The sequence below is a fragment of the Candidatus Desulfofervidus auxilii genome (assembly GCF_001577525.1).
In the GTDB taxonomy this organism is placed as follows: domain Bacteria; phylum Desulfobacterota; class Desulfofervidia; order Desulfofervidales; family Desulfofervidaceae; genus Desulfofervidus; species Desulfofervidus auxilii.
This window is the reverse complement of sequence record NZ_CP013015.1, coordinates 105,909-126,764: the sequence shown is the minus strand read 5'-3', so window position 1 is coordinate 126,764 and position 20,856 is coordinate 105,909. Positions and strand designations below refer to the sequence as shown.

The 20,856-nt window shown below is 35.0% G+C and carries 23 protein-coding genes; 18 read left to right on the top strand and 5 right to left on the bottom strand.

What is annotated here, in order from left to right; translation table 11 throughout:
- Positions 1 to 724 precede the first annotated feature (724 nt).
- The 3 genes from HS1_RS00595 to HS1_RS00585 form a co-directional block, all read right to left on the bottom strand.
- Positions 725 to 937: a hypothetical protein gene (locus HS1_RS00595; RefSeq protein ID WP_066060247.1), complete on the bottom strand. Its 213-nt coding sequence runs from the start codon at positions 935 to 937 to the stop codon at positions 725 to 727.
- 171 nt (positions 938 to 1,108) lie between these two features.
- Positions 1,109 to 2,125, bottom strand: coding sequence for an RNA 3'-terminal phosphate cyclase (gene rtcA, locus HS1_RS00590; RefSeq protein WP_066060246.1), 1,017 nt, complete (start codon positions 2,123 to 2,125; stop codon positions 1,109 to 1,111).
- A complete protein-coding gene (locus HS1_RS00585; RefSeq protein WP_066060245.1) occupies positions 2,122 to 3,090 on the bottom strand; it encodes a GTPase in 969 nt (322 codons plus the stop codon). Before HS1_RS00585 ends, rtcA begins: the two co-directional genes overlap by 4 nt.
- Positions 3,091 to 4,442: 1,352 nt before the next feature.
- Here HS1_RS00585 and HS1_RS13730 point away from each other — a divergent pair.
- From HS1_RS13730 to glf, 6 genes are all read left to right on the top strand, one after another.
- Positions 4,443 to 5,093, top strand: coding sequence for a pilus assembly FimT family protein (locus HS1_RS13730; RefSeq protein ID WP_066060244.1), 651 nt, complete (start codon positions 4,443 to 4,445; stop codon positions 5,091 to 5,093).
- Between the two features lie 137 nt (positions 5,094 to 5,230).
- Complete coding sequence (locus HS1_RS00575; RefSeq protein WP_172793622.1) at positions 5,231 to 6,988, top strand: hypothetical protein; 1,758 nt, start codon at positions 5,231 to 5,233, stop codon at positions 6,986 to 6,988.
- A 3-nt stretch (positions 6,989 to 6,991) separates the two neighbouring features.
- Positions 6,992 to 8,077: a glycosyltransferase family 9 protein gene (locus HS1_RS00570; RefSeq protein WP_066060242.1), complete on the top strand. Its 1,086-nt coding sequence runs from the start codon at positions 6,992 to 6,994 to the stop codon at positions 8,075 to 8,077.
- Positions 8,046 to 8,885, top strand: a complete 840-nt coding sequence (locus tag HS1_RS00565) for a decaprenyl-phosphate phosphoribosyltransferase (RefSeq protein ID WP_066060241.1) — start codon at positions 8,046 to 8,048, stop codon at positions 8,883 to 8,885. The genes HS1_RS00570 and HS1_RS00565 overlap by 32 nt, the downstream gene beginning before the upstream one ends.
- Positions 8,886 to 8,913: 28 nt before the next feature.
- Positions 8,914 to 9,798 carry a glycosyltransferase family 2 protein gene (locus HS1_RS00560; protein ID WP_066060240.1) on the top strand — a complete coding sequence of 295 codons (885 nt, stop codon included), beginning with the start codon at positions 8,914 to 8,916 and terminating at the stop codon, positions 9,796 to 9,798.
- Positions 9,791 to 10,885 carry a UDP-galactopyranose mutase gene (gene glf, locus HS1_RS00555; RefSeq protein WP_066060239.1) on the top strand — a complete coding sequence of 365 codons (1,095 nt, stop codon included), beginning with the start codon at positions 9,791 to 9,793 and terminating at the stop codon, positions 10,883 to 10,885. Before HS1_RS00560 ends, glf begins: the two co-directional genes overlap by 8 nt.
- 306 nt (positions 10,886 to 11,191) lie before the next feature.
- Here glf and HS1_RS00550 read toward each other — a convergent pair whose 3' ends face one another.
- Entirely contained in the window at positions 11,192 to 12,112 is a 921-nt protein-coding gene (locus tag HS1_RS00550) for a sulfotransferase family protein (protein WP_066060238.1), read from the bottom strand.
- Between the two features lie 238 nt (positions 12,113 to 12,350).
- On the opposite strand from HS1_RS00550, the gene HS1_RS00545 reads away from it, so the two are divergent.
- From HS1_RS00545 to HS1_RS00520, 6 genes are all read left to right on the top strand, one after another.
- The gene (locus tag HS1_RS00545) at positions 12,351 to 12,554 is read left to right on the top strand and encodes a hypothetical protein (protein WP_066060237.1); all 204 of its coding nucleotides are present in this window, start codon (positions 12,351 to 12,353) and stop codon (positions 12,552 to 12,554) included.
- Positions 12,544 to 12,795, top strand: a complete 252-nt coding sequence (locus HS1_RS00540; protein ID WP_066060236.1) for a PIN domain-containing protein — start codon at positions 12,544 to 12,546, stop codon at positions 12,793 to 12,795. The genes HS1_RS00545 and HS1_RS00540 overlap by 11 nt, the downstream gene beginning before the upstream one ends.
- A gap of 80 nt (positions 12,796 to 12,875) precedes the next feature.
- Positions 12,876 to 13,508 (top strand): adenylyl-sulfate kinase, encoded by a 633-nt coding sequence (gene cysC / locus HS1_RS00535; RefSeq protein WP_066060233.1) that lies wholly within the window; start codon positions 12,876 to 12,878, stop codon positions 13,506 to 13,508.
- A gap of 342 nt (positions 13,509 to 13,850) precedes the next feature.
- Positions 13,851 to 14,093 carry a ribbon-helix-helix domain-containing protein gene (locus tag HS1_RS00530; RefSeq protein ID WP_066060231.1) on the top strand — a complete coding sequence of 81 codons (243 nt, stop codon included), beginning with the start codon at positions 13,851 to 13,853 and terminating at the stop codon, positions 14,091 to 14,093.
- Positions 14,094 to 14,643: 550 nt separating this feature from the next.
- The gene (locus HS1_RS00525) at positions 14,644 to 14,937 is read left to right on the top strand and encodes a transposase (RefSeq protein ID WP_082757749.1); all 294 of its coding nucleotides are present in this window, start codon (positions 14,644 to 14,646) and stop codon (positions 14,935 to 14,937) included.
- A gap of 16 nt (positions 14,938 to 14,953) precedes the next feature.
- A complete protein-coding gene (locus tag HS1_RS00520; protein ID WP_066060228.1) occupies positions 14,954 to 15,784 on the top strand; it encodes an IS3 family transposase in 831 nt (276 codons plus the stop codon).
- A 46-nt stretch (positions 15,785 to 15,830) separates the two neighbouring features.
- On the opposite strand, the gene HS1_RS13725 is transcribed toward HS1_RS00520, so the two are convergent.
- Positions 15,831 to 16,016, bottom strand: coding sequence for a type II toxin-antitoxin system HicB family antitoxin (locus HS1_RS13725; protein ID WP_420886044.1), 186 nt, complete (start codon positions 16,014 to 16,016; stop codon positions 15,831 to 15,833).
- Between the two features lie 447 nt (positions 16,017 to 16,463).
- On the opposite strand from HS1_RS13725, the gene HS1_RS00510 reads away from it, so the two are divergent.
- The 6 genes from HS1_RS00510 (at position 16,464) to HS1_RS00485 (ending at position 20,849) form a co-directional block, all read left to right on the top strand.
- Positions 16,464 to 16,691: a type II toxin-antitoxin system Phd/YefM family antitoxin gene (locus tag HS1_RS00510; RefSeq protein ID WP_066060225.1), complete on the top strand. Its 228-nt coding sequence runs from the start codon at positions 16,464 to 16,466 to the stop codon at positions 16,689 to 16,691.
- On the top strand, positions 16,688 to 17,080 hold the full coding sequence (locus HS1_RS00505) for a type II toxin-antitoxin system VapC family toxin (protein WP_066060223.1): 393 nt from the start codon (positions 16,688 to 16,690) through the stop codon (positions 17,078 to 17,080). Before HS1_RS00510 ends, HS1_RS00505 begins: the two co-directional genes overlap by 4 nt.
- A 588-nt stretch (positions 17,081 to 17,668) precedes the next feature.
- Entirely contained in the window at positions 17,669 to 17,920 is a 252-nt protein-coding gene (locus HS1_RS00500; protein ID WP_066060221.1) for a type II toxin-antitoxin system CcdA family antitoxin, read from the top strand.
- Positions 17,908 to 18,303 (top strand): type II toxin-antitoxin system VapC family toxin, encoded by a 396-nt coding sequence (locus HS1_RS00495; protein ID WP_066060218.1) that lies wholly within the window; start codon positions 17,908 to 17,910, stop codon positions 18,301 to 18,303. The genes HS1_RS00500 and HS1_RS00495 overlap by 13 nt, the downstream gene beginning before the upstream one ends.
- 55 nt (positions 18,304 to 18,358) lie before the next feature.
- Positions 18,359 to 19,636, top strand: a complete 1,278-nt coding sequence (locus HS1_RS00490; protein WP_066060216.1) for a TolC family protein — start codon at positions 18,359 to 18,361, stop codon at positions 19,634 to 19,636.
- Positions 19,637 to 19,646: 10 nt separating this feature from the next.
- A complete protein-coding gene (locus tag HS1_RS00485) occupies positions 19,647 to 20,849 on the top strand; it encodes an efflux RND transporter periplasmic adaptor subunit (protein WP_066060214.1) in 1,203 nt (400 codons plus the stop codon).
- The last annotated feature ends 7 nt before the right edge of the window (positions 20,850 to 20,856 follow it).

Sequence of the window (20,856 nt, the reverse complement as noted above, 5' to 3'; positions counted from 1 at the left end):
TATAATAGCCACTTAAAGGCACCTTTCCATTAGACAGGGTATTGGCAGGAGAACATCCGGCAATTCAAACCGAGTCACAATAATTCAACATTATTGACTGACCCCGTTAGCCACAAATGTTCCCCTAGCCATTTATCATTTATATCACATAAAGAAGGCTTCTTAATTTCATTCCCTATTTTTTACTCTCACTTTTAATTATAGACCCCAATTCCACTACATTTGACTATTTCATTCCCTCACTATTTCACTACTCACTGATTTAATGTTTTGGCATTTTGACCTTTGGATTTCATTTGGCATTTGGATTTTGAAATTTGGATTTTTAAAACACTTTACTCTTTACGGTCTGTAAGGCGTGAAGTAGGAAAAGTTCATTTATTTTCCCTTTACCCTTGTTTTTCAAACGGATTTATGATTTTTAATTTACCTTCAATCACTTGCTCGTGCTGTAAGTCTTCTGTGTATAAAATTGAGCAGTCGTTTTCTAGGGCCGAGGCTATTATGAGACTATCCCAATAGGAGTACTTATGCCTAAGTCTTAAATCCACAGCTTTATAACATGTATTTAAACCTATAATATTTATATTCAAATATAACTTGCGTACTTATGTAAGAAATATTCTCTTGCAAATTCTTATAAAATAAATATTTCACTAATTCATGTTTATCTTTTTCTGATTTATCAAACAAATAAATTATGATATTTGAATCAAAGAAAACTCTATCTTTCATGAAGTTCATCTCTAGTTTTGTAAAGCTTTTCTCCCATTTGCCAACTTAATTTATCAATATTTTTCATTATTTCATTTAAATTTACTTTTTTCTTCCTACCATATTTGTAAATTATGTATTCGTAAAAATTATACAGCTCCTTTATTGCCTCTTCAGGTAAGTTTTCAAAGTCAATATCAAGCTTTTTTGTTTTATAATACACTTTTACCCTCCAAAATTGCTTTTATATCGTTTTTATAAACTAAATACTTTCTCCAGTAAAGCTTTTTAGCACAACTTTGGGGTCTAATCCAATATTTATAAATCCGTGAAGTGTAAGGCGTTATTTTTAACACTTTACGATTTACGGTCTGTAATGCGTGAGGTGTCTTTTTTAAACAATTTCCACCTTCCCCACCTGCCCTATTTTACCACTACATGTTATTTTTCTTTTTAAAAATTGATTTATTACCCAGATATTGGTGAGTAAGTGAGAAGAAACAATGGTAGTAAATTCCGATTTACCTTGAGCCAGACTGAGATAAGGGACTATCTGGTCAGAAAGATGAGGGTCCAAAGTCACCTTTTTTTTATAATATGAAAGAAAGTTATTAAAGACCTCTTCTGCCACCTTTTCTGCAGCCTTTCCTCTAGCTCCTAAGGCAGAAAAACCTGCTTTTATGTGTTCATCAATCCATAAGAATAAAAAACTCCCCTTCCCTCTTCCTTTTGCCTCTTCTTCTCTAAGCTCTGCTTTCAACCCTATCTTTTCTAATTGATTTATTAAGGTATTTGCCTGCCTTTTTTTAATATGCTCAGCTAGATTTAAACAGGCAGAAATGGCCTTTAACTGAGAAAATACAGGAGGTTTTAACCAATTTTTTGCCTTCAATGTTTGAGATGGATAAATTTTTCCTTCTATTTCTCCCCCTCCTTCAGGATAAAAACCCCATTTATTTATATTTAATTTTATTTTCACACCCAAATCAGCCAATGTGGGTGCAAACACATATCTTAAATAGTGAAAGGGAGGACTCCAGGGCACATGTGTTCCTCCTTTTATCCTGATTAATGAACAATTTTGAGCTATCATCAGAGGCAAAAGCATACTTTGAAACACCAAACTGGTAGAACCAGCCGTGCCTATATCAAACACATATTCTCTAGGGTAAATACCCTCAGGGATAAAAACCAGTTCCTTACTACCAACCTCTGCCCCTTTAATTTCTGCTTTAGTAATTTTTTGAATAGCCTTTACACAGGCCAGATGTTGTGGGCGTAATCCAGGCTTTGTTCTTTTGGCGCGGATATTAAAAATATGCACAGGCTTTTGTAATAATGCTGCTAAACCCAGAGAAGTCCTCAAAATCTGCCCCCCACCTTCTCCAAAACTTCCATCTATTTTAATCATGTCCTCAATTCCACAATGTCTTTGTCTTTAAGCACATATTCTCTTTCTACCCTGAGACCTTTTAATTGAGTATTCCAAATACGGGCAAACTTCAAATTAGCGGCTATATGGTGGTGAACCTTATCTGCAAATTCATAAACTGTGCTTCCCTTTTTTAAAATAAAAGGTTGTGTTAAATCAGGTTTTTTCCCTGGTGCTTTTGAATAAACCCTTATTACCTCCAATCTTTCAAAAAGAACTTTAGAAACCAAATCCAGGTTTTTTTCTTCTTTCACAGAAACAGGGATTAAAGGCAGGTTTTCCTCCCAGAATGACTTAAAAATCTTAAAGATTTCTTGAGTTTCAGGTATATCTAATTTATTGGCTATTACCACTGCCTTTTTTATAAAAAAACCAGCACCCCTGTTTCTTTCTGAAACCGTAATTTTAAACTTACCTAAAAGTTTTGATACTCTCTGCCATTGGTTTAAAGGGTCATGAGTCAAATCAAGTATAATTAATAATAAATCTGCCCTTTTTAAAATATCACCCAGCCAGGGCTGCATATAATCTTCACTTAATGGAGGCAAATCTATAAGCTGAATTTGAACATCCTCATAATCCATCATTCCAGGCACAGGAATACGGGTAGTATAGGGATAATCAGCTACTTCGGGTGTGGCCTTGGTTAGATTTTTCACCAATGAAGACTTTCCTGAATTAGGCAGACCCACCATGGCTACTTGACCTGCCCCTTGTTTTTCTATCACATAACTAAGACCTTTTTTGGTCTTTCGCTTTGCCTCCAAGGCATTTTTAAACTGAGCCAGTTTTCTCCTCAAAGCCGCACGCAGTTTATCTGTGCCTTTGTGTTTGGGCATGATGGTAAGCATCTCTTCTAAGGCAGAAATCTTTTCCTGAGGGGTTTTGGCCTCTCGGTATTTTTTCTCTGCACTAAAATATTGAGGGGGTAAATTAGCAGGCATAGTTTAAAAAATATCAAAAAATAGACACCAAGACAATGGCTTAGCAGATTGCTTCGTTAAGCCTATATCCTAGGACTTCGTCAAAGTAATTTTAACGGAGATCCAAATGTTAAGCGCAATGGCTCAATGCAGAATGCAAATTGAAAAATGCAAAATCGTCTTCTGTCAAATTGGAACGTTAGCACGTTTACACGTTTGCACGATGAGACGTCCTTAGTGCGTAGTGCTTAGTTCCTAGTCCTTAGTCCTTGGTGCTTAGTCCTTAGTCATTTTGATTGAGGCATTACAAAGTTGCAAGTTGGAAAGTTGGCAAGTTTACACGTTGGAAATGGGAATTGGGAAATGGGAATTTCTATTTTCTGTTTTCCTTTTCCCATTTCCTCTTTTCCTTCTTTATGCACGTTTACACGTTAGCACGTTTGAACGTTCTTAATGATTGTGCGCCTATCCCAATAAGCAAAACCAATTACTGCTATGACTAAACTAGTAAAGATAGCTGACAATATTTTTAAAAAATCCATCATTTGCTCAAATCTTTTATCAATCTCTCCCATTTTTACTTTTAACTCAATCAATAATTCTCTGTCTTTTTGAGTAAAGCCATCTTGAGCAAGGAGGGCTGAGGCGGATAAAAAAGTAAAAGAGATAATTAAAAAAATATGGCCTTTTTATTCATATTTATCTCCTGTATTCACTTTTGCTTAATTATAGTTTAATTTTAAAATTTAAACAAGAACAAAGTTTGCAAGTTGGAAAGTTGGCAAGTTTACACGTTGGAAATGGAAACTGGGAATTTCTGTTTTCCGTTTTCTATTTTCTTAACTGTATTTTGTAGGTTAGACCCCAATTCCACTACATTTGACTATTTCATTCCCTCACTATTTCACTACTCACTGATTTAATGTTTTGGCATTTAGACATTTGGATTTCATTTGGCATTTGGATTTTGAAATTTGGATTTTTTAGACCATATTTAATTATTTTTCGTTAGTCTCAGGTTAAAAAAGGTACAATTAGTAAAACAGTAATCCCCATCATTATTACTCATTTTGCCAAAAAAAATGTCCTTGAGCGGGTTAAAAATGCAGGCATTATTATAGTGTAAAGTTTTGGGTGGCATTAATGCCTAAAATTGTCATTTTATAGACAAAAATAGTCACCTTTAAACCCCTTTAAAAAACAAAAACCTTTTAAAATAGCACATTTTATCTTGGCATGAGATTTGCTTTATATTATTACAGCCAAAAGAAGCAGTTAAATTTTAAAGAAAGGAGGTGATGGAAAGGCAGTAATTAGTAAATAGTGATTAGTAAATAGTAAATGGTTATTAAGAAAGAAAGGAGGTGAAAAAAATGTTGACAAAGATGAAAAACAGAAAAGGTTTTACCCTGATTGAGTTGATGATTGTGGTGGCCATTATTGCTATTTTAGCAGCTATTGCGGTGCCTCAGTACAAGGCGTATGTCATGAAGGCCAGAAACAAAAAGGCCATTGCCCAGGTTCAATTGGGCAGGAATGCAGAAGCAAGTGTGCAGGAACAGATTGATTGTTATGGTGTTACTAATAACTTAACCCTTACTAGTACTACTGGCGGTAGTGGAGGTGGAACCATATTAGGTGGTCCTCTTGCCCCAGCCTCAGTCTCATCCGCTGGTGGAGTGATTACCGGTACAAATGCGGTAACAAGTGCTGTTGGTACTCAACCTTATGAAGTGGCTGCTGGTTGCATTGTTCGGTGCAGTACCGAAGGTACAAATAATATGACTTATCAATGTGTGGCCATCCATATAGATGGTGATACTGCCTATGGTGTGGATGGAGATAATGATGCCACTATTTACTGGGTGAGAAATCCCAATTGGCCAGGGACTGGAACAATTGCCGCTGGTGGCACAGGCACCTTTCCTAGTGGTTTGACTATTCCTACTGTGACAACCGCGACTGACGAATTTGCTGGCGCTAATGGTGGTGGTTCACCAACTACTACTTGGACTGCTAAGTAATAGTTAGTTAATTCAGACTCAAAAAGGCCAGGTCCACCTGGCCTTTTTTAAACAGGGGTTGCATCTTTGCATTTGAGGAGGCCAGAGATGATTTTGCCAGTTTTTTCGGTTTGTGGTAATATCTGAGTAGAGATAAAGTGTTGATTAATCTATCTAAAAAGAGAAACATATTTCTCCTTGGGCTTATATTCCTGGCAATCTTATATATTTATCTCCCCTTACTCAAGGCCCCTCTTGTCTGGGATGATGAAAAAATCATTACTCAAGAAATAAACGCCGTAAGAAATTATAGTTTTTTTACCCGGTGGGGTGGAAAGTACTATCGTCCAGTAGTCAGCTTGTTTTTCCTAATAGACCAGTTTATGTGGCATTATAATCCTTTAGGTTATCACCTGACAAACGTCCTTTTACATTTCTGTAACTGTATTTTGCTCTTTGTGCTTGCTCAATTACTATGGGAAAATAAAACACTTGCTTTAATGGCTGGGATTTTTTTTGCCCTTTACCCTGTGCATACCGAATCAGTCAGCTGGATTGCTGGTCGCACTGATTTGATTTGTGGTTTGTTTTTCTTGCTTAGTTTTATCAATTTCGTTTATTACCTGAAATACAAAGACAAAAGGGCCTTTTTAATGGCTTTTTTGTTTGCTGTCTTTTCTGCTGGGGCTAAAGAGATAGGTATGACTTTATTTATTTTATGTCCATTATATGCCTTTTTGACAGAAAAAAGGAAAATTTATCTTTATAGCCTTTTTGTGTTTCTCATTTTAGGGATTGTTTATTTGTATTTGCGTCAATCTGCTATCACCACAATCATTTTGCCTGCTATAAAACATCATGGTCTAACCAATTCTATTTTTTTGGCAATAAAGGCCTATGGGTTTTATATGTATAAAACTTTGTTCCCATTTAGATTGAATTTTTTCATCGGGAAGCTACCTGATAATATTTTATTTAATTTTTTTTCTATAATCACCATGGCTTTAATTCTTTATTTAGGCATTTATGCCTTTTTTAAAAGAAAAACAAATCTGGGGCTAACCATTTTTTGGTGGTTGTTAACTCTGGCTCCTGCAGTATGTGTGGTTTGGGGTGGTTTGGGTGCAACACCGGTCGCTGAAAGGTATTTATACATACCTTCAATGGGTTTTTGTCTTTTTCTGGGTTATATAATGCAAAAAGCGTTTTTAAGGAAACCCAAATTAGTCAGTGTTCTTGTTCTGGCTATTTTGTTGTCCTTTGGTTGGACTACATATAAACGCCATTTAATCTGGACAGATAATGTTAAATTATGGGAAGATACAGTGAAAAAATCCCCTGAATTTGGACTACCCCGACATTGGTATGGGATTTCTCTCTATAAAGAAGGAAAGGTAACAGAGGCCATTAAGCAGTTTAAAGAAAGTCTGAATATGCCATTTTTTCTAGGAAAGGAAGTATCTATCAATGAAGATAAAATAAAATTATATAAGGCCATTGTGGCTACAGGTTTAGGAAGTATTTATATTAAGACTTATTTTAAAACAAGGCCTGAGCTTGCTAAGGAGTGGTATGAAAAGGCCATTGAATATTATCCCTACTATCAGGCTTATTATGGTCTTGGAGTCTGGTATTTTGAGCGAGCTAAAAAGATTATATCCCACAATGAAATAATATTTGATGATAAGTTATTGAAAAAGGCAAGGCATAATTTTCAGATGGCCTTAAAACTCAATAAAAAGTATCAACCTGCTTATTATCAGATGGGAATAATTTGTTGGATAACCGCAGATTATCCCAGAGCAAAAAAATATTTCATAAAAGTGATTGAGAGCAATCCTGGGACCGAACTGGCTGGTCATGCTGCAGAATGGTTAGAGAAAATTAGAAAGAAAACTCATGAAGGTATTCTTTAAAACATGTCATGGGGACATATTTATGGACTGAAAAAATTGGATAGTTTTTTTGGTCCTCTGGCAGTTAAACTCTGTGCCATTTTTGGTAAACAGGATTTAAAGAGCCGTTTTCCACCCAAAAAAATCCTGGTCATTCGCCCAGGAGGTATTGGAGATGCAGTTTTGCTTTTACCTGCTTTGAATGTATTGCATAATTATTTTTCTCAAACTGAGATTTACATCCTAGCTGAAAGAAGGAATGCTGGCATCTTTGAGGGAATTTCTTACCTTAAAAAGGTCTTTCTTTATGATAGAAATTTAGAACTGTTTTTGGCCATGAAGAAAAAATATGATTTGGTTATAGACACCGAGCAATGGCACCGTCTTTCAGCAGTGGTGGCTTATCTTACCAGAGCACCTGTAAGGATAGGATTTTCTACCAATGAAAGAACAAGGCTTTTTACTCACCCCATTTCTTACAGTCATAAAGATTATGAAATCTTTAGTTTTTTAAGATTACTTGAACCCATAATGGGAAAAATTGAAATTAATATAAAAAGGCCGTTTTTTTCTATTAAAAATAGCTCAATAAAATTGGAAAAAGATACACAATGGGTGGCTATTTTTCCTGGAGCAAGTATTGAAGAGAGAAAGTGGTCTAAAGAAAGATTTAGGGAAATTGCAAGATGGCTGAATAAAAATGGAATAAAAGTGGTAGTTGTTGGGGGTAAACAAGATAAAAAAACAGCCGATTATATTATTGAAGGTTTAAAAGGGCATATAAATCGGGCTGGAAAGGTGTCTATTTTAGAAACTGCTCAGATACTTTCACAGACAAAGTTGCTTTTGACCACTGATTCTGGAATTATGCACCTCTCTATAGCTGTTGGGACACCTGTTGTGGCCTTGTTTGGGCCAGGTATAGAAGAAAAATGGGCACCAAGGGACGGTAAAAGCATTATTATAAATAAACATCTTCCCTGTAGTCCCTGCACCAAGTTTGGTTACACACCCCCATGCCCTTATGATGCCAGATGTATGCAGGAAATCAGTGTAAATGAAGTAAAAGAGGCTATTAATGCGCTCCTGGGTAAAATTAATACGGATTAAGCACTGGGTGAAAAACTTACTGGTTTTTGCCCCTGTCTTTTTTGCTGGAAAGATTTTAGAAAAACAGATTTTTTTGCTAAGTCTATGGGCGTTTTTTAGTTTTTGTTTCTGTGCCAGTAGTTTATATATTGTTAATGATATCTTAGACCTTCATGCTGACCGCAATCATCCAATTAAAAAAAATCGTCCTTTAGCTAGAGGGGATATTTCCGTCTTTCAAGCAATTATTTTAGCGGTAATATGTTTAATTGTGGTTTTTTGTTTCTCTTATAATCTAGGTAGAGATTTTTTTATAGTTATAGGCATTTATATATTATTAAATATTTCTTATTCTGTTTTTTTAAAACGCATTCCCCTTTTAGAGATATTTATTGTGTCTTTTGGTTATCTATTAAGAATAACAGGAGGAGGGATAGCTACTAAAATAACAGTTTCCTCCTGGCTATTTATGGGAACCTTTCTTATATCTCTGCTTATTTTCTTTGGGAAAAGACGGGCAGAAATAGTCCTACTTAAAGAGCAGGCTCAAAAACACCGTGCGGTATTATCAGATTATGACCTAGAGTATTTAAATCTATGTCTTGTTACTACCGGGGCTTCCTCTTTAGTGATGTATGTAATTTATGCAGTGGAAAAGGGAAATCATTTAATTTATACTGCCATTCCTGCTGCCTATGGAATTTTGCGTTATCTTAAACTAGTTTTAGTAGGAAAAGGAGGAGACCCCATAGAAACCCTTATCAAAGACCATCATTTGTGGATGGCTGTTGTTCTTTTTTTGGCTGGAATTGCTCTGGCAATTTATTAATTATGAATATAAAAAATCTGCATGACCGATGAGAGAGAAAATTCTCAAAACCCTATTAAAAAATCCTCCAAAAGGCGATTTATGGGAATGGGAAAAAGAAGACTGTTATAAAATAAGCTGTGTTTTTGTCTTTTGGAAACGAATTTCATTAATAAAAAGCATATTAAATTGTCTTTTATGGCAGAAATTTAATAAAAAAAACTTTGAAGTAATCCTTATTGAAGACAAAGGTGGCACAGAATTAGGCAGAAATTTAAAGGATGAATTTTATTCATTAAATATTTCTTATTTCGCTCCTTCAACTAATCATGGTAAAATGGGTTATATGCGTAATTATGGAATTTCTAAAGCTAGAGGGGAAATTGTTCTTTTTTTGGATGATGATACAGTTATTTTAGAACCTCAATTTTTAAGTAATCTTTATAATTATTTTAAAATAGATGCATCTCTTATGGCTGTCATCCCAAAAGGCAATGCTTCTTTTTGTTTAATCAAACCTAAATATAGCTATCATGACCCATACTTTTTCACAAACCGCTGTATGGCCTATAGGCGAAAGTGTCTGATAGAATTAAAAGGATTTGATAATAATTTTATTGGCCAGGAAGATGTAGAATTTGCCATAAGATTTTTAGCAAAAGGTTATAAATATATTAAGACTGATGCAATTCAATATTACCATCCACCATTTATTGTAAAAGATTTAAAAAAACCACAAGCTGTGGGTTATTCTTTTGCTCAATCAAAATATCCTTTTTATTTAAAAATCCTTTTAGTCATAAATGGGGCTAGATGGTTATGTCGAATAATCTATCCAACTTTTAAAAATATTAATATGGCAAAGTTTTCTGTTGGATTTATATTTGGTTTTTTAAAAGGCCTGTGTAAAAAAGAGAAAGTGAGCTATGTATGACGTTTGTATTGTTGGAGCTGGAATAACAGGAATTACGGCAGCCGCAGTTTTGGCTAGGGAGATGAACAAAAGGGTCATAATAGTAGAAAAAAGAGAGCACATCGGTGGAAATTGCTATGATTATTATAATGGAGTGGGGATTTTAGTCCATAAATATGGTCCTCATATTTTCCACACAAAATATAAAAAAGTGTGGGATTATCTTTCTAATTTTACCAAATGGTTGCCTTATACTCACAAGGTTTTGGCTTTTGTAGATGGAAAGCTTGTTTCCTTTCCTGTAAATATTAAAACATTGGAGCAACTTCTTGAACGCCATTTTACGGAGGGAGAAATGCAAAGTTGGGTTGAGAAGAATAGAGTGCCTATAGAGAAGCCTAAAAATGCTGAAGATATGGTTGTTGCGAGAATGGGTAGGTTTCTTTATGAAACATTTTTTAAGAATTATACTTTGAAACAATGGGGGATAGAAGCAAAAAAATTGAGTCCAGATGTAACGGCGCGCATTCCTATCCGTTTTAATCGTGATGATAGATATTTTACTGACCCTTATCAAGGCATACCCAAAGATGGGTATACAAAGATGTTTGAAAGGATGTTGAACCATAAAAACATTGAATTGGTTTTGAATACCGATTACAAAAATGTTATCAATGATATTAAATTTAACAAAATGGTTTATACAGGTCCCATTGATTATTTCTTTGACTATCAATTTGGTCCCCTACCCTATCGCAGCCTGAATTTTGCTTTCAAGACTTTAAACCAGGAATGGTTTCAACCTGTAGCAGTAGTGAATTACCCAAATGAGTTTGATTTTACACGCATTACAGAGTTTAAACACATAACCGGTCAAAAACACTCCCAAACCAGCATTTGCTATGAATATCCTCAAGACCATGTTATAGATAAAAATGTTCCCTGTTATCCTATTCCTAAAAAAGAAACTCAGGAGATGTATGAAAAATATAAAAATCGGGCTAAAAAATTGAAAACGGTGTTTTTTATAGGCAGATTGGCAGAATATAAATATTTAAATATGGATGTGTGTGTAAAAAGGGGAATGGAAAGCATTAAAATGATTTAACTGAGCTTACGCACAAGACAACTTTCTAGGTTCTGTCATTCACCAGATGGCCCTTAATAGGCATCTTCATTATATTCTTTTAATACTCTGCTCACATGGATTCCTTGAGCTCTAATGTCTCTATCACTTGCAAGCATACGGATGAAACTATAAATTTCTTACTCATATTCTCATATTGACAATAGGCTGGTAATGGCTCTTTTAACTTCAAAAAATGAATGCGGGAAGCAGAACTTATTCGCTATTCTCTCTGGTATTACCGGACCCACAAATTTTGCACCTACTATTATGTAGTTAAGCATTTTATTAGCTAAGCCAATGGGTTAAATCTCTATTTATTAAATCTTGCAATTTTAATATATCTTTCTTATAAAGATTCTTAAGATATTCTCGTGTCTTGGGCTTCATTTGAGGCTTTTTGAGATTTCTCTGCAAAAGTTCATTATACAATCTTTGAATATTATGTTCCGATAAAAACAGCTTAACTAACGGTTTGATAGCAGATTTTAAAGGATTTGGTCTTGTTAAAAATTCATTAATCAATTTATTTTTAGGAACTCCTGAAATATTAAATTTCTCTCCAATATTTGAGGGAACAAATAAATCATCGACTTCTAAAAATCTATATATATCTTGTACCAAGTCTAAAGGATTTCTCTTCAAATCATCAAAAAGATAAATTTTTACTTTAGAATAGCTTTCAAGATAAGCTTTAACCTGATTGTAATAAAACCCTACATCTTTGTAGTACCAAATAAACTCCCAATTTTGTCTTTTTCTATTTTCCTCTTGATCCAATGCCTCTTCTAAAGTTAAAAATTCTCTGTTGTCTCTTACCAGATGCATATATGCAGAAAAAGCTCTTTCAATAGGATTGCGAAGAATAATTATTATTTTTACGTCTCCTAAAAATTTTTTTATATAATGTATGCTTTGCTCATAGTAATAAAGATTATCAGCACTTGCCTCACCAATAGCTTTTTCATCATTAACCTCTCTAAATAAAGAACAATATTCCTCCCATATCTTAACAATATTTCTTTCTATTAACTCATCACCTCTCCCTTTAAAAGGGAATTTTAAAAAATTAGATGTGATAAATTTAGGCTCTTTTATCGGGCTCATATATATTTCTGGATGCTCCTTTAAGTAATAATATAAACTTGTTGTTCCCGCTTTTGCAGCACCTACAATTAAAAAATTTGGTAGTTTTTTATTGTTTTTCATAATTTTCTAATTTTAAACATTTTAATATTTTTTCAATACTTTTTCTATAGTTTGTCATTGGTCATTTAAAATTCCCAAAGGGGAGAAATTTTGGGCTTGACTTTCACCACAGTATCTGACCCCAATTCCTTCCGCTTTACACCTCACACCTATGAACCAGACAGATCAACCAAAAGGCTTTACTAAAGAAGGTGTTTAGTTTAAAAAGATAATATAAAAACTGGTATGGGAGGTTAAAATGCAAATAGTAAACCAAAAATATCTTGACCTTGAAATATTGCCTGAAGAAGCAAGGAAAGAGCTATTAGATTTCTATAAATCAATCCTGAAAAAATACAAGGTAAAAATTAAATTTGTGGATGAGGTAGACAAATTTTTTGACAAATACAGCCTGGACTTAAGTCTATTTAAGTTTAATAGGGAAGAAATACATGAAAGATAAATTATTTTTGGATAGTAACATAATTTTATATGCCTTTGGTGAAAAAGGACATGAAAAAGAAATAGCAAAAGATTTAATTAGAAAAAGACCATTAATAACCATCCAGGTTGTCAATGAAGTTATAAATGTACTTCTTAGAAAATTCAATTTTTCGGTAGATAAAACAAAAGAAATCCTTAACTTCCTTAAATTAAAAATCATAAATCCGTTTGAAAAACAAGGGCAAAGGAGGAATAAATGAACTTTTCCCATTTTATACTTCACACCTCACGCATATAGACCAGACAGAACAAATATACCAGATAGTAATAGAGCTCCATAATGGATAGCCTATATAACAAAATTAAGGGAAACAACATCGTATGGCAGAAGGGATTTGTAACAAGAGCAGACAGGAACACTTTCTATGGGCATCAGAGTGGTCTTGTATGGTTTACAGGGCTCCCATCTTCTGGGAAGTCCACTATAGCCCATGGAGTGGAAAAAGTCCTTTTTGATAAAGGAGTTAAGTGTTATGTGCTTGATGGTGACAATGTCCGCTATGGCCTGAATGCAGACCTTGGGTTCAGCGAGGAGGATAGAAGAGAAAATATCCGCAGGATTGTCGAACTCTCAAAGTTGATGGTAGATGCAGGTCTCATAGTGCTTACTGCCTTTGTCTCTCCTTTTAAAAAAGACAGAGAATATATTAAAAGGCGTTTTAAAAACGATAATTTTATAGAAATATATGTAAAATGTTCAGTGGAGGAATGTATTGCAAGGGACCCAAAGGGCAACTATCAGAAGGCTATGAGAGGAATAATAAAAAACTATACAGGCATTTCCTCTCCCTACGAAGAGCCAGAAAACCCTGATATAATCCTTAATACCGAAAAATTGAGTGTAAAAAGCACAATCAAACAAGTTCTTAAGCTTTTAAAACAAAGAGGATGGTTAGAGAATATTAGTTTATAAGGTCTGTGAGGTTATGGAATAAATAAATCACTGAAACAATCATTGGGGTCATCTATGAAAATGGCTGGTTCGTCTGGTTGGTATTTTTCAATCAGACTCTTTAATGCCTTAACAGAAAATTATTCCTGACCTATGGAGTGATGGCAATACATACTTTTTCTAATTTTAATATTGTTTCTGTTATATTATAGCCTATCTATACAGCTTCATCATACATGAATACCTGCTTTTACAACAACAATAAGATTCGCATTTTCACATTTGTCAAAATTTACTAGGAATTGTTTATTTTCTTGCAAAATGTATTATAACGATGTATATATGTGTTAGGAGATATAGGCAATGAAAAGAACTCAAATTTATTTAAGTGATGACCTGTATTTTGAACTTAAAAATAGAAGCAAAAGAAGCATATCAGAAACTATAAGGCAAATTTTGAGAGAAAATCTAATGCCAAATAAGAAAGAAAAAATTTTATCATCTATTGATGAGGCATTCGGTTTGTGGCAGGATAGGAAATTTGATACAGAAACTTACATTAGAAACATAAGAAAGGGCACAAGACTTGATAATTTTAGATACTGATATTCTCATTTGGGTTTTAAGAAAAAACAAAGAGATTAAGAATAAATTGATAAAAGCAATGTCCTGCTGCTTCCATAGTCAACAATTTTAAACTGTGGACACTCAATAAGAAACATTATCCTATGATTAAAAAAGAAAATTTCTATGAATGATTGCATTTCCACTTCGCAAGTATTAATTCCCACTTAAAACTGCCCCCTTTTTTCTGGGTGAAAGCTTGAGCATTGCCCAGATTATAGGGATGATTTTAATCGCCTGTGGGGTAGCTATTATTGGATTGGGGAAATAATTAAATTAGTCAAAGCCTAAGATAACCCAAAATCCACGATTGATTTCTTCAACAAGGAGATGAAAAGATAGGCGGAGCTATATTATTTTCTGATCAAATCCCAAATTTCCTGTAAAAAGGTAGCCAAATACAAATTAACAATGCTTCCAGCTTTGCGCATCTTTTGACCTGGTGGCCTCCTTTTCATAGGTGGCCTCCTTTTTCTCAAATTTATCTATTATAACCCAGGCTGGATTGCTCCCCATTTTTTGGACATGTAAAATGTTAGGATTAAGGGGAGCGGCTATGAAGAAAAATAGATTTAGTATTGACCAAATCATTCGTATCTTGGCTGAAGCTGAAACTCCAGGTAACTCTGTGGCGTTTGTCGCTAGAAAATATGGAATAGTAGAACAAACTATCTATCGCTGGAGACAAAAATACAAGGGTTTTTCTGCTTCTGAAGCCAAACGACTCAAAGCTCTTGAGGAAGAAAATGCAAGACTTAAAAGACTTTTAGCTGAAAAAGAATTAGAAATACAAACACTAACAGAACTTATTAAAAAAAACTTCTAACCTAGAGGAAAAACACATGTTAGCTAAAAGAATACATAGCATAAGTAAACAGATTTCTCCTAAAGGTATTTCTTTAAGTGTGATACTTAAGAGATTAGAGATTTCTCGTTCAACCTTTTATTATAAAACAACTAAATTTTCTAAAGATAAGATTTTACGGGAAAGGATAAGGCAATTAGCCATGATTTATAAAACTTATGGTTACAAAAAAATTACTGTGCTTCTTAAGAAAGAGGGTTTTAATGTAAATCACAAAAAGGTTTATCGGATTTGGAAAGAAGAGGGATTTAATAGATATGGTTTCTTTAAGAGCAAGAGGCGGCATAAGACAAGGCAAAAAGAATTCAATCCTGCTCCTGCTACCTATGCCGGAGAAATTTTGGCAATGGATTTTATCCATGACAGTCTCGAAAATGGAAGGGCTTTTAGAGTGTTCAATGTAATAGATGTTTATTCCAGGAGGGCATTTGAGCCTGTGGTTGGCTTTAGTATTAGTGGTAAAGTTGTATCTGAGCATCTTGAAGAACTTTTTAGACTATACGGGCCTCCCAAAATGATAAGACGTGACGATGGGCCTGAATTTAAATCAAAACATTTCAAGGCACTTATACATAGATGGAATATAGAAGAGGAAGTGATACCACCTGGACAGCCATTTAATAATGGTCATATGGAAAGCTTTCACAAGCTTTTGCGCCTTGAATGCTTGAATAGAGAGATATTTAGTGATATTTTTGAGGCAAGGGAAAAGATAAACAACTGGATAGAGGATTACAACACTTGCAGATTACACAGTGCACTTGGATACAAAACACCAAAGGAAATATGGGAAAAAGGCAGAGAATAAAAGATTCTTTAACCCTAACATTGGTGATGTCCAAGTTAGGGGGTCGTTATAACGACCCCCTAACACTAACAGTGTCCAAAATTTGGGGGCATCCCAAGGCCACCCTCTTTTTACAGAAATTATAGGAGATCACCTTTAATGGTTTTATCGTTATGTCCTCTTCAGGTATTGATTCATCATGAGCTAACAGGCTCTCTAAATATAATTTAACTGCATCCTTTATGTTATTCATTGCTTCTTCAAATGTCTCCCCTTGAGTGTGACATCCTGGGAGCAGGAGACATGAAATCCACCTTCTTCTTTTTCTATAATGACAGTAAAATGATAATCTTTACCCCCTCTATCCCCCAATTTCTTTAATTATCTTCCATGATATATTGTAAAGTTTGTCAGAGATGAAACCTTTATGCAATCCAACATCCGCGATTGATTTTTGGAGAAGGGTATTTTTAACAAGGCAATCCTGTCTGCCCCCCCACCTGCCTGCCTGTCGGCAGACACGGCCGTCGGGCAGGCCCGCCTGCCGTCGGGCAGGGAACAGGCAGGGAGGAAAAATTAGGAGAGATTTGACAAATACCACCTATTATTTTTGACACCAAAAGTCTTGTATATTCAAATTAACTACTGTAATATTTGACCATGGTTAAATTACCATAGTTAAATTAAGAAGGAAACTGTAATGGAGACCATTGCTATTTCTAAATTTAAGGCCAAATGTTTGGGAATACTTGAGGAAATCCATAGACAGAAGAAGAGGGTGATAATAACAAAAAGGGGTGTTCCTATTGCTGAAATAAGAGCGATAGAGTCTTCAAAAGAAAAAGAAGTTCCTCTTAGAGAGAGTGTCATATTTATTGGTGATATTATTTCTCCTGTGGCTGAAGGTGATTGGGAGGTTTTAAAGTGAGAGACATCCTTCTTGATACCCATATCTGGATATGGATAAGCATAGAGCAATATGAAAACCTTTCAAAGAAGGCTAAAGAGGCAGTGAAGCAGGCAAAAAGAAAATGGATCTCTGCTATTTCTATGTGGGAGCTGGCTAAGCTAGTAGAGAAGAATAGAATAGCGTTTTCTATCCCCCTAATAAGTTGGATAAAGCGTTCCTTGTTTGAATGTGAAATACTGGTGGCTCACCTTGAACCAGAGATATGTGTAGAAAGTTGTTCCTTGCAAGGCTTTCATCAGGACCCTGTTGACCAGCTTATTGTAGCTACTTCTCGTGTCCTTTCACTTCCCCTTATATCAGCGGAGAGGAGAATACAAGAGTTTAAAGGTGTGAGGATAATATGGTAATTGTGTTTCCTTTATTTTCCAATTAAAGTTTAAGCCATGTCCTGTTCAAAATTTACCTATCTCATATTCCTCTATCTTGCCTAGAGGGGTCAGGTCACTATTGACTTAAGCCGTGAAAATTTTTAACATAAATTATGCCGATAAACATTGCCTTAATCAAAAAACTGGAAGGGCTTGAACCTCAGTTAAAGAAGAAAAAAACTTAATAGGCTCGAAGAAGTATTCAAGGAAGAAATTTTTCCCATTTTAGTAACACACATGATTACCTTACCCAGCCCGATGTGGAAGAATATGCCCATAGAAAAGGCATAAAACGGGTTTATTATTCCTATGAGTTCTAAAGGTAAATAAATTAAAAGGAGCAGTTTTGAATCTTGAATCCAGGCTTACCTGGCCTTTTTATTTTCTGACAAAAAATACCAGTGGATAATATTTTGTTCTTGTTAGCCTTCAACACCCTGTCAAGCCTTCCTCCCCTTCCTTCTTTATAGCCTCCTCATATTTATATTTCTTTTTGTTCTCACCTTATTGCCTTACTTGACAGGATTACTAATAAGTATTACTATGCTAAAAAGCAGGGGGTATAAAATGGCTGTTGTGAAAAAGACGGTTTCTATATCTGAGGATATATATAGAGAGGCTGTAGGCTTTTCAAAAAACTTTAGTCAAACAATAAACCAGGCCTTAAAGGAGTTCATAAAAAAGAAAAAAAGAGAGAAACTTTTATCTCTTGCAGGTTCGTGGGAAGACTTTGAGGAAGACGGCGTAGAGTTCGTAAACAGGATCAGAGAAGAAAACAAAAAGGCAAGCGCGAGGAGAATGAAAAATTGGGATACATAATCGACACTGATGTATGCGTTGATTTTTTGAAGAATAGAGAGTTTGCCGTAGAATTATTTGAAAAAATTTCAGAAAAGGACAGGTATTTTATAAGCATTCTTACATACTATGAGCTGTTGAAAGGGAGTTATTCTAAAAAGCAATATAAATCTGTGGAAGTCTTCGCTAGTTCTATTGAGATATTGAATTTAGACGGGAAAATTATAAAAATGGGAGCTGAATTTTACAGAGATTATAGAAAAAGGGGTATAACACTCTCGGATATTGACTGTCTTATAATGGCAACTGCAAAGGAAAAGAACTTAAAAATAATCACCCGCAATGTAAAGCATTATCCAGAGAAAAATTTACTATCTGATTTTTCATTGAGGATGAGAATATAGCCTTGGGTGCAGAACAACAACATATCGGCCATTCTTTTTGGGGTGGGGAGTGAAAATGCGAGGGATAAATCTTCTAAAGATATTATCTATTACGCTTATTCTGGCTATCGGTCTTTGTTTTACTGTTGAGGCACTAACTTTAAAAGAGGCTATTTCTTTGGCCAAAAAAGTATATCCACCTTTAAAGGAAAAACGTCATTTATATGAACAAAACCGTTTTCTTTATAAAGCCAGTTTTGACCCTTATTTCCCCACACTTTCCTCTGACCTTTCTTACCAAAGGACATTTGAGTCTTCTGTAAATTCCATTGGAAGATTATGGGATAACCAATGCACTCTGGGGTTGACCCTCAATTATCGGCTGTTTGATGGTGGTTATCGCTATAGTATAAAAGAACAAACCCTCCATACTTTTGATCAAGCCCAAACAGATATTAAGATAATAGAGAATGATTTAAACTATATGGTAAAAGAAGCCTTTTATACTGCCTTAGTCAAAGAGAAAATTTTGCAGATTAGAAAAGAAGCTGAAGAAATCGCTAAGAAAAATTATGAATTAGCCTTAGCTAAAAGGAAAGCCGGTCTGGCTATGTTATCTGATGTGACCCAGGCCCAAGTGAGATATACCAATGCGCGCATGGAAACAATAACAGCGAAAAAGGCATTAGAAAAGGCTATTGCTGAATTGAATAGTTTAATAGGCTGGTCTCTAGATAAAAAAACAAAGTTAGAAGGAAAACTTAAAGCTTCGTGGATTAATGCTAACTTATCTGTATTAGAAGAATTAGCTTCTCAAAGGAGACCAGAGATAGAAAGGCAGGCCCTAGAAACCAAAAAGGCTAAAGAAGCTATCAGAGAATATAAAAGTAATTATTATCCCAAGCTGGATACTCAACTGAGTTATTATCGGTATGATAACGACCCCAAGTTTAATGAAAAAGAAGCAGTAGTTTCCGTTACTCTTTCCTATGATATATTTGATGGATTTGGGCGATATCATAAAGTTACTGCTCAAAGACAAGCCCTTCAGGCAGCCAAAGCACAACTGGCAGAAATAAAAAGGCAAATTCGTCTGGAAGTGTATCAGGCCTATAAGGACCTGGAGCTGGCCTTCTCCAATTATCAAATAGCCTCAGAGTTGGTAAAAGAGGCACAGGTAAATTATGACCAGGCCTATGGAGAATACAAGGTAGGCAAAGGGGATATTATATCTTTAATTCAGTCTGAATTGAATTTAGTCCAAAGTAAAGTAGACTGGGCACAACAACTGTTGAATTACAACATTGCCATAAGTGCTTTAGAAAGAGCCATTTTTACTAACCTTACAGAGTAATGGAGTTCTGATGAAAAAAATCTTTATGGGTATCTTAATAGTTATATTAAGCAGTGTTATTATTTACATTTTATTTCCTAAATCCTCTAAACCGAAGATTTTAAAGACTGCTAGGGTATGGCGGGGCCCTATAACTGCCTTTGTAGAAGAAACAGGTATTGTTAAGCCCCAAGTGGGGGCATTAATTAAGGTAGGCACACGGGCTACCGGTCTCTTAACTTATCTGCCTTACCAGGTAGGAGATTTTGTGAAAAAGGGCGAACTTCTTGCCTTGATTGATGATAGAGAAATATTAGCTAATTTAAATAGTGCCAAAGCTACTTTAAAAAGTCTGCAGGCTGAATTACAATTAATTGATGCTACTTATCCATTGCAAATCAAAGAGCAAGAAGCTAAAGTCCAGGCAGCCAAGGCTCGGTATGATTATGCCGTCCTTAATCTTTCCCGTGAAGAAATCCTTTTAAAACAAGAATTTACTACTCAGGATAGTGTAGACCAGGCCAGAAAAGAAAGAGATGTGAAGTGGGCAGATTATCAGGTAGCATTAGAAACACTCAATCGCTTAAAGGAAGAATATAAACAAAAACGCCATAGCTTATTGGCAAAAATCAATGCTCAAAGAGAAAAAACTAAAAGCCTGGAGGTAGAGCTTTCTTATACCAAGATATATGCCCCTATTTCTGGCTATGTATCTCAAGTAACCACTCAACAGGGTGAAACAGTGGTAGCAGGTCTTTCTGCACCTAACTTGATTAGCTTAATTGACCCTACCAAACTGGAAGTTTGGCTTTATGTAGACGAGACAGATATAGGCACTGTTAGTCCAGGCAAGGAAGTGCTTTATTATGTGGATGCCTATCCTGACAAATGGTTTCACGGAAAGATTCTTACTATTTACCCTGAGCCTGAAGTAAAAGAAAATATTGTGTATTACCTGGCCATTGTCAAGGTTTCTCCAGAAGATGCTCGGCTTATTAGACCTGAAATGACAGTTCATGCCCGGATTATCACGAAGAAAAAACAAAATGCATTACTCATTCCTAATGCAGCCCTTAAATTTGAGAAAGGTATTCCTGTGGTATATAAGGTAAAGGATAATAAGCTTATTCTTACTAAAGTGAAGATTGGGTTAAGAGGAGAAAATGAAATAGAGATACTCTCGGGTCTGAAAGAAGGAGAAAAGGTAGCCTTAAAATTTGTTTTATCACCTTAAAAACCTG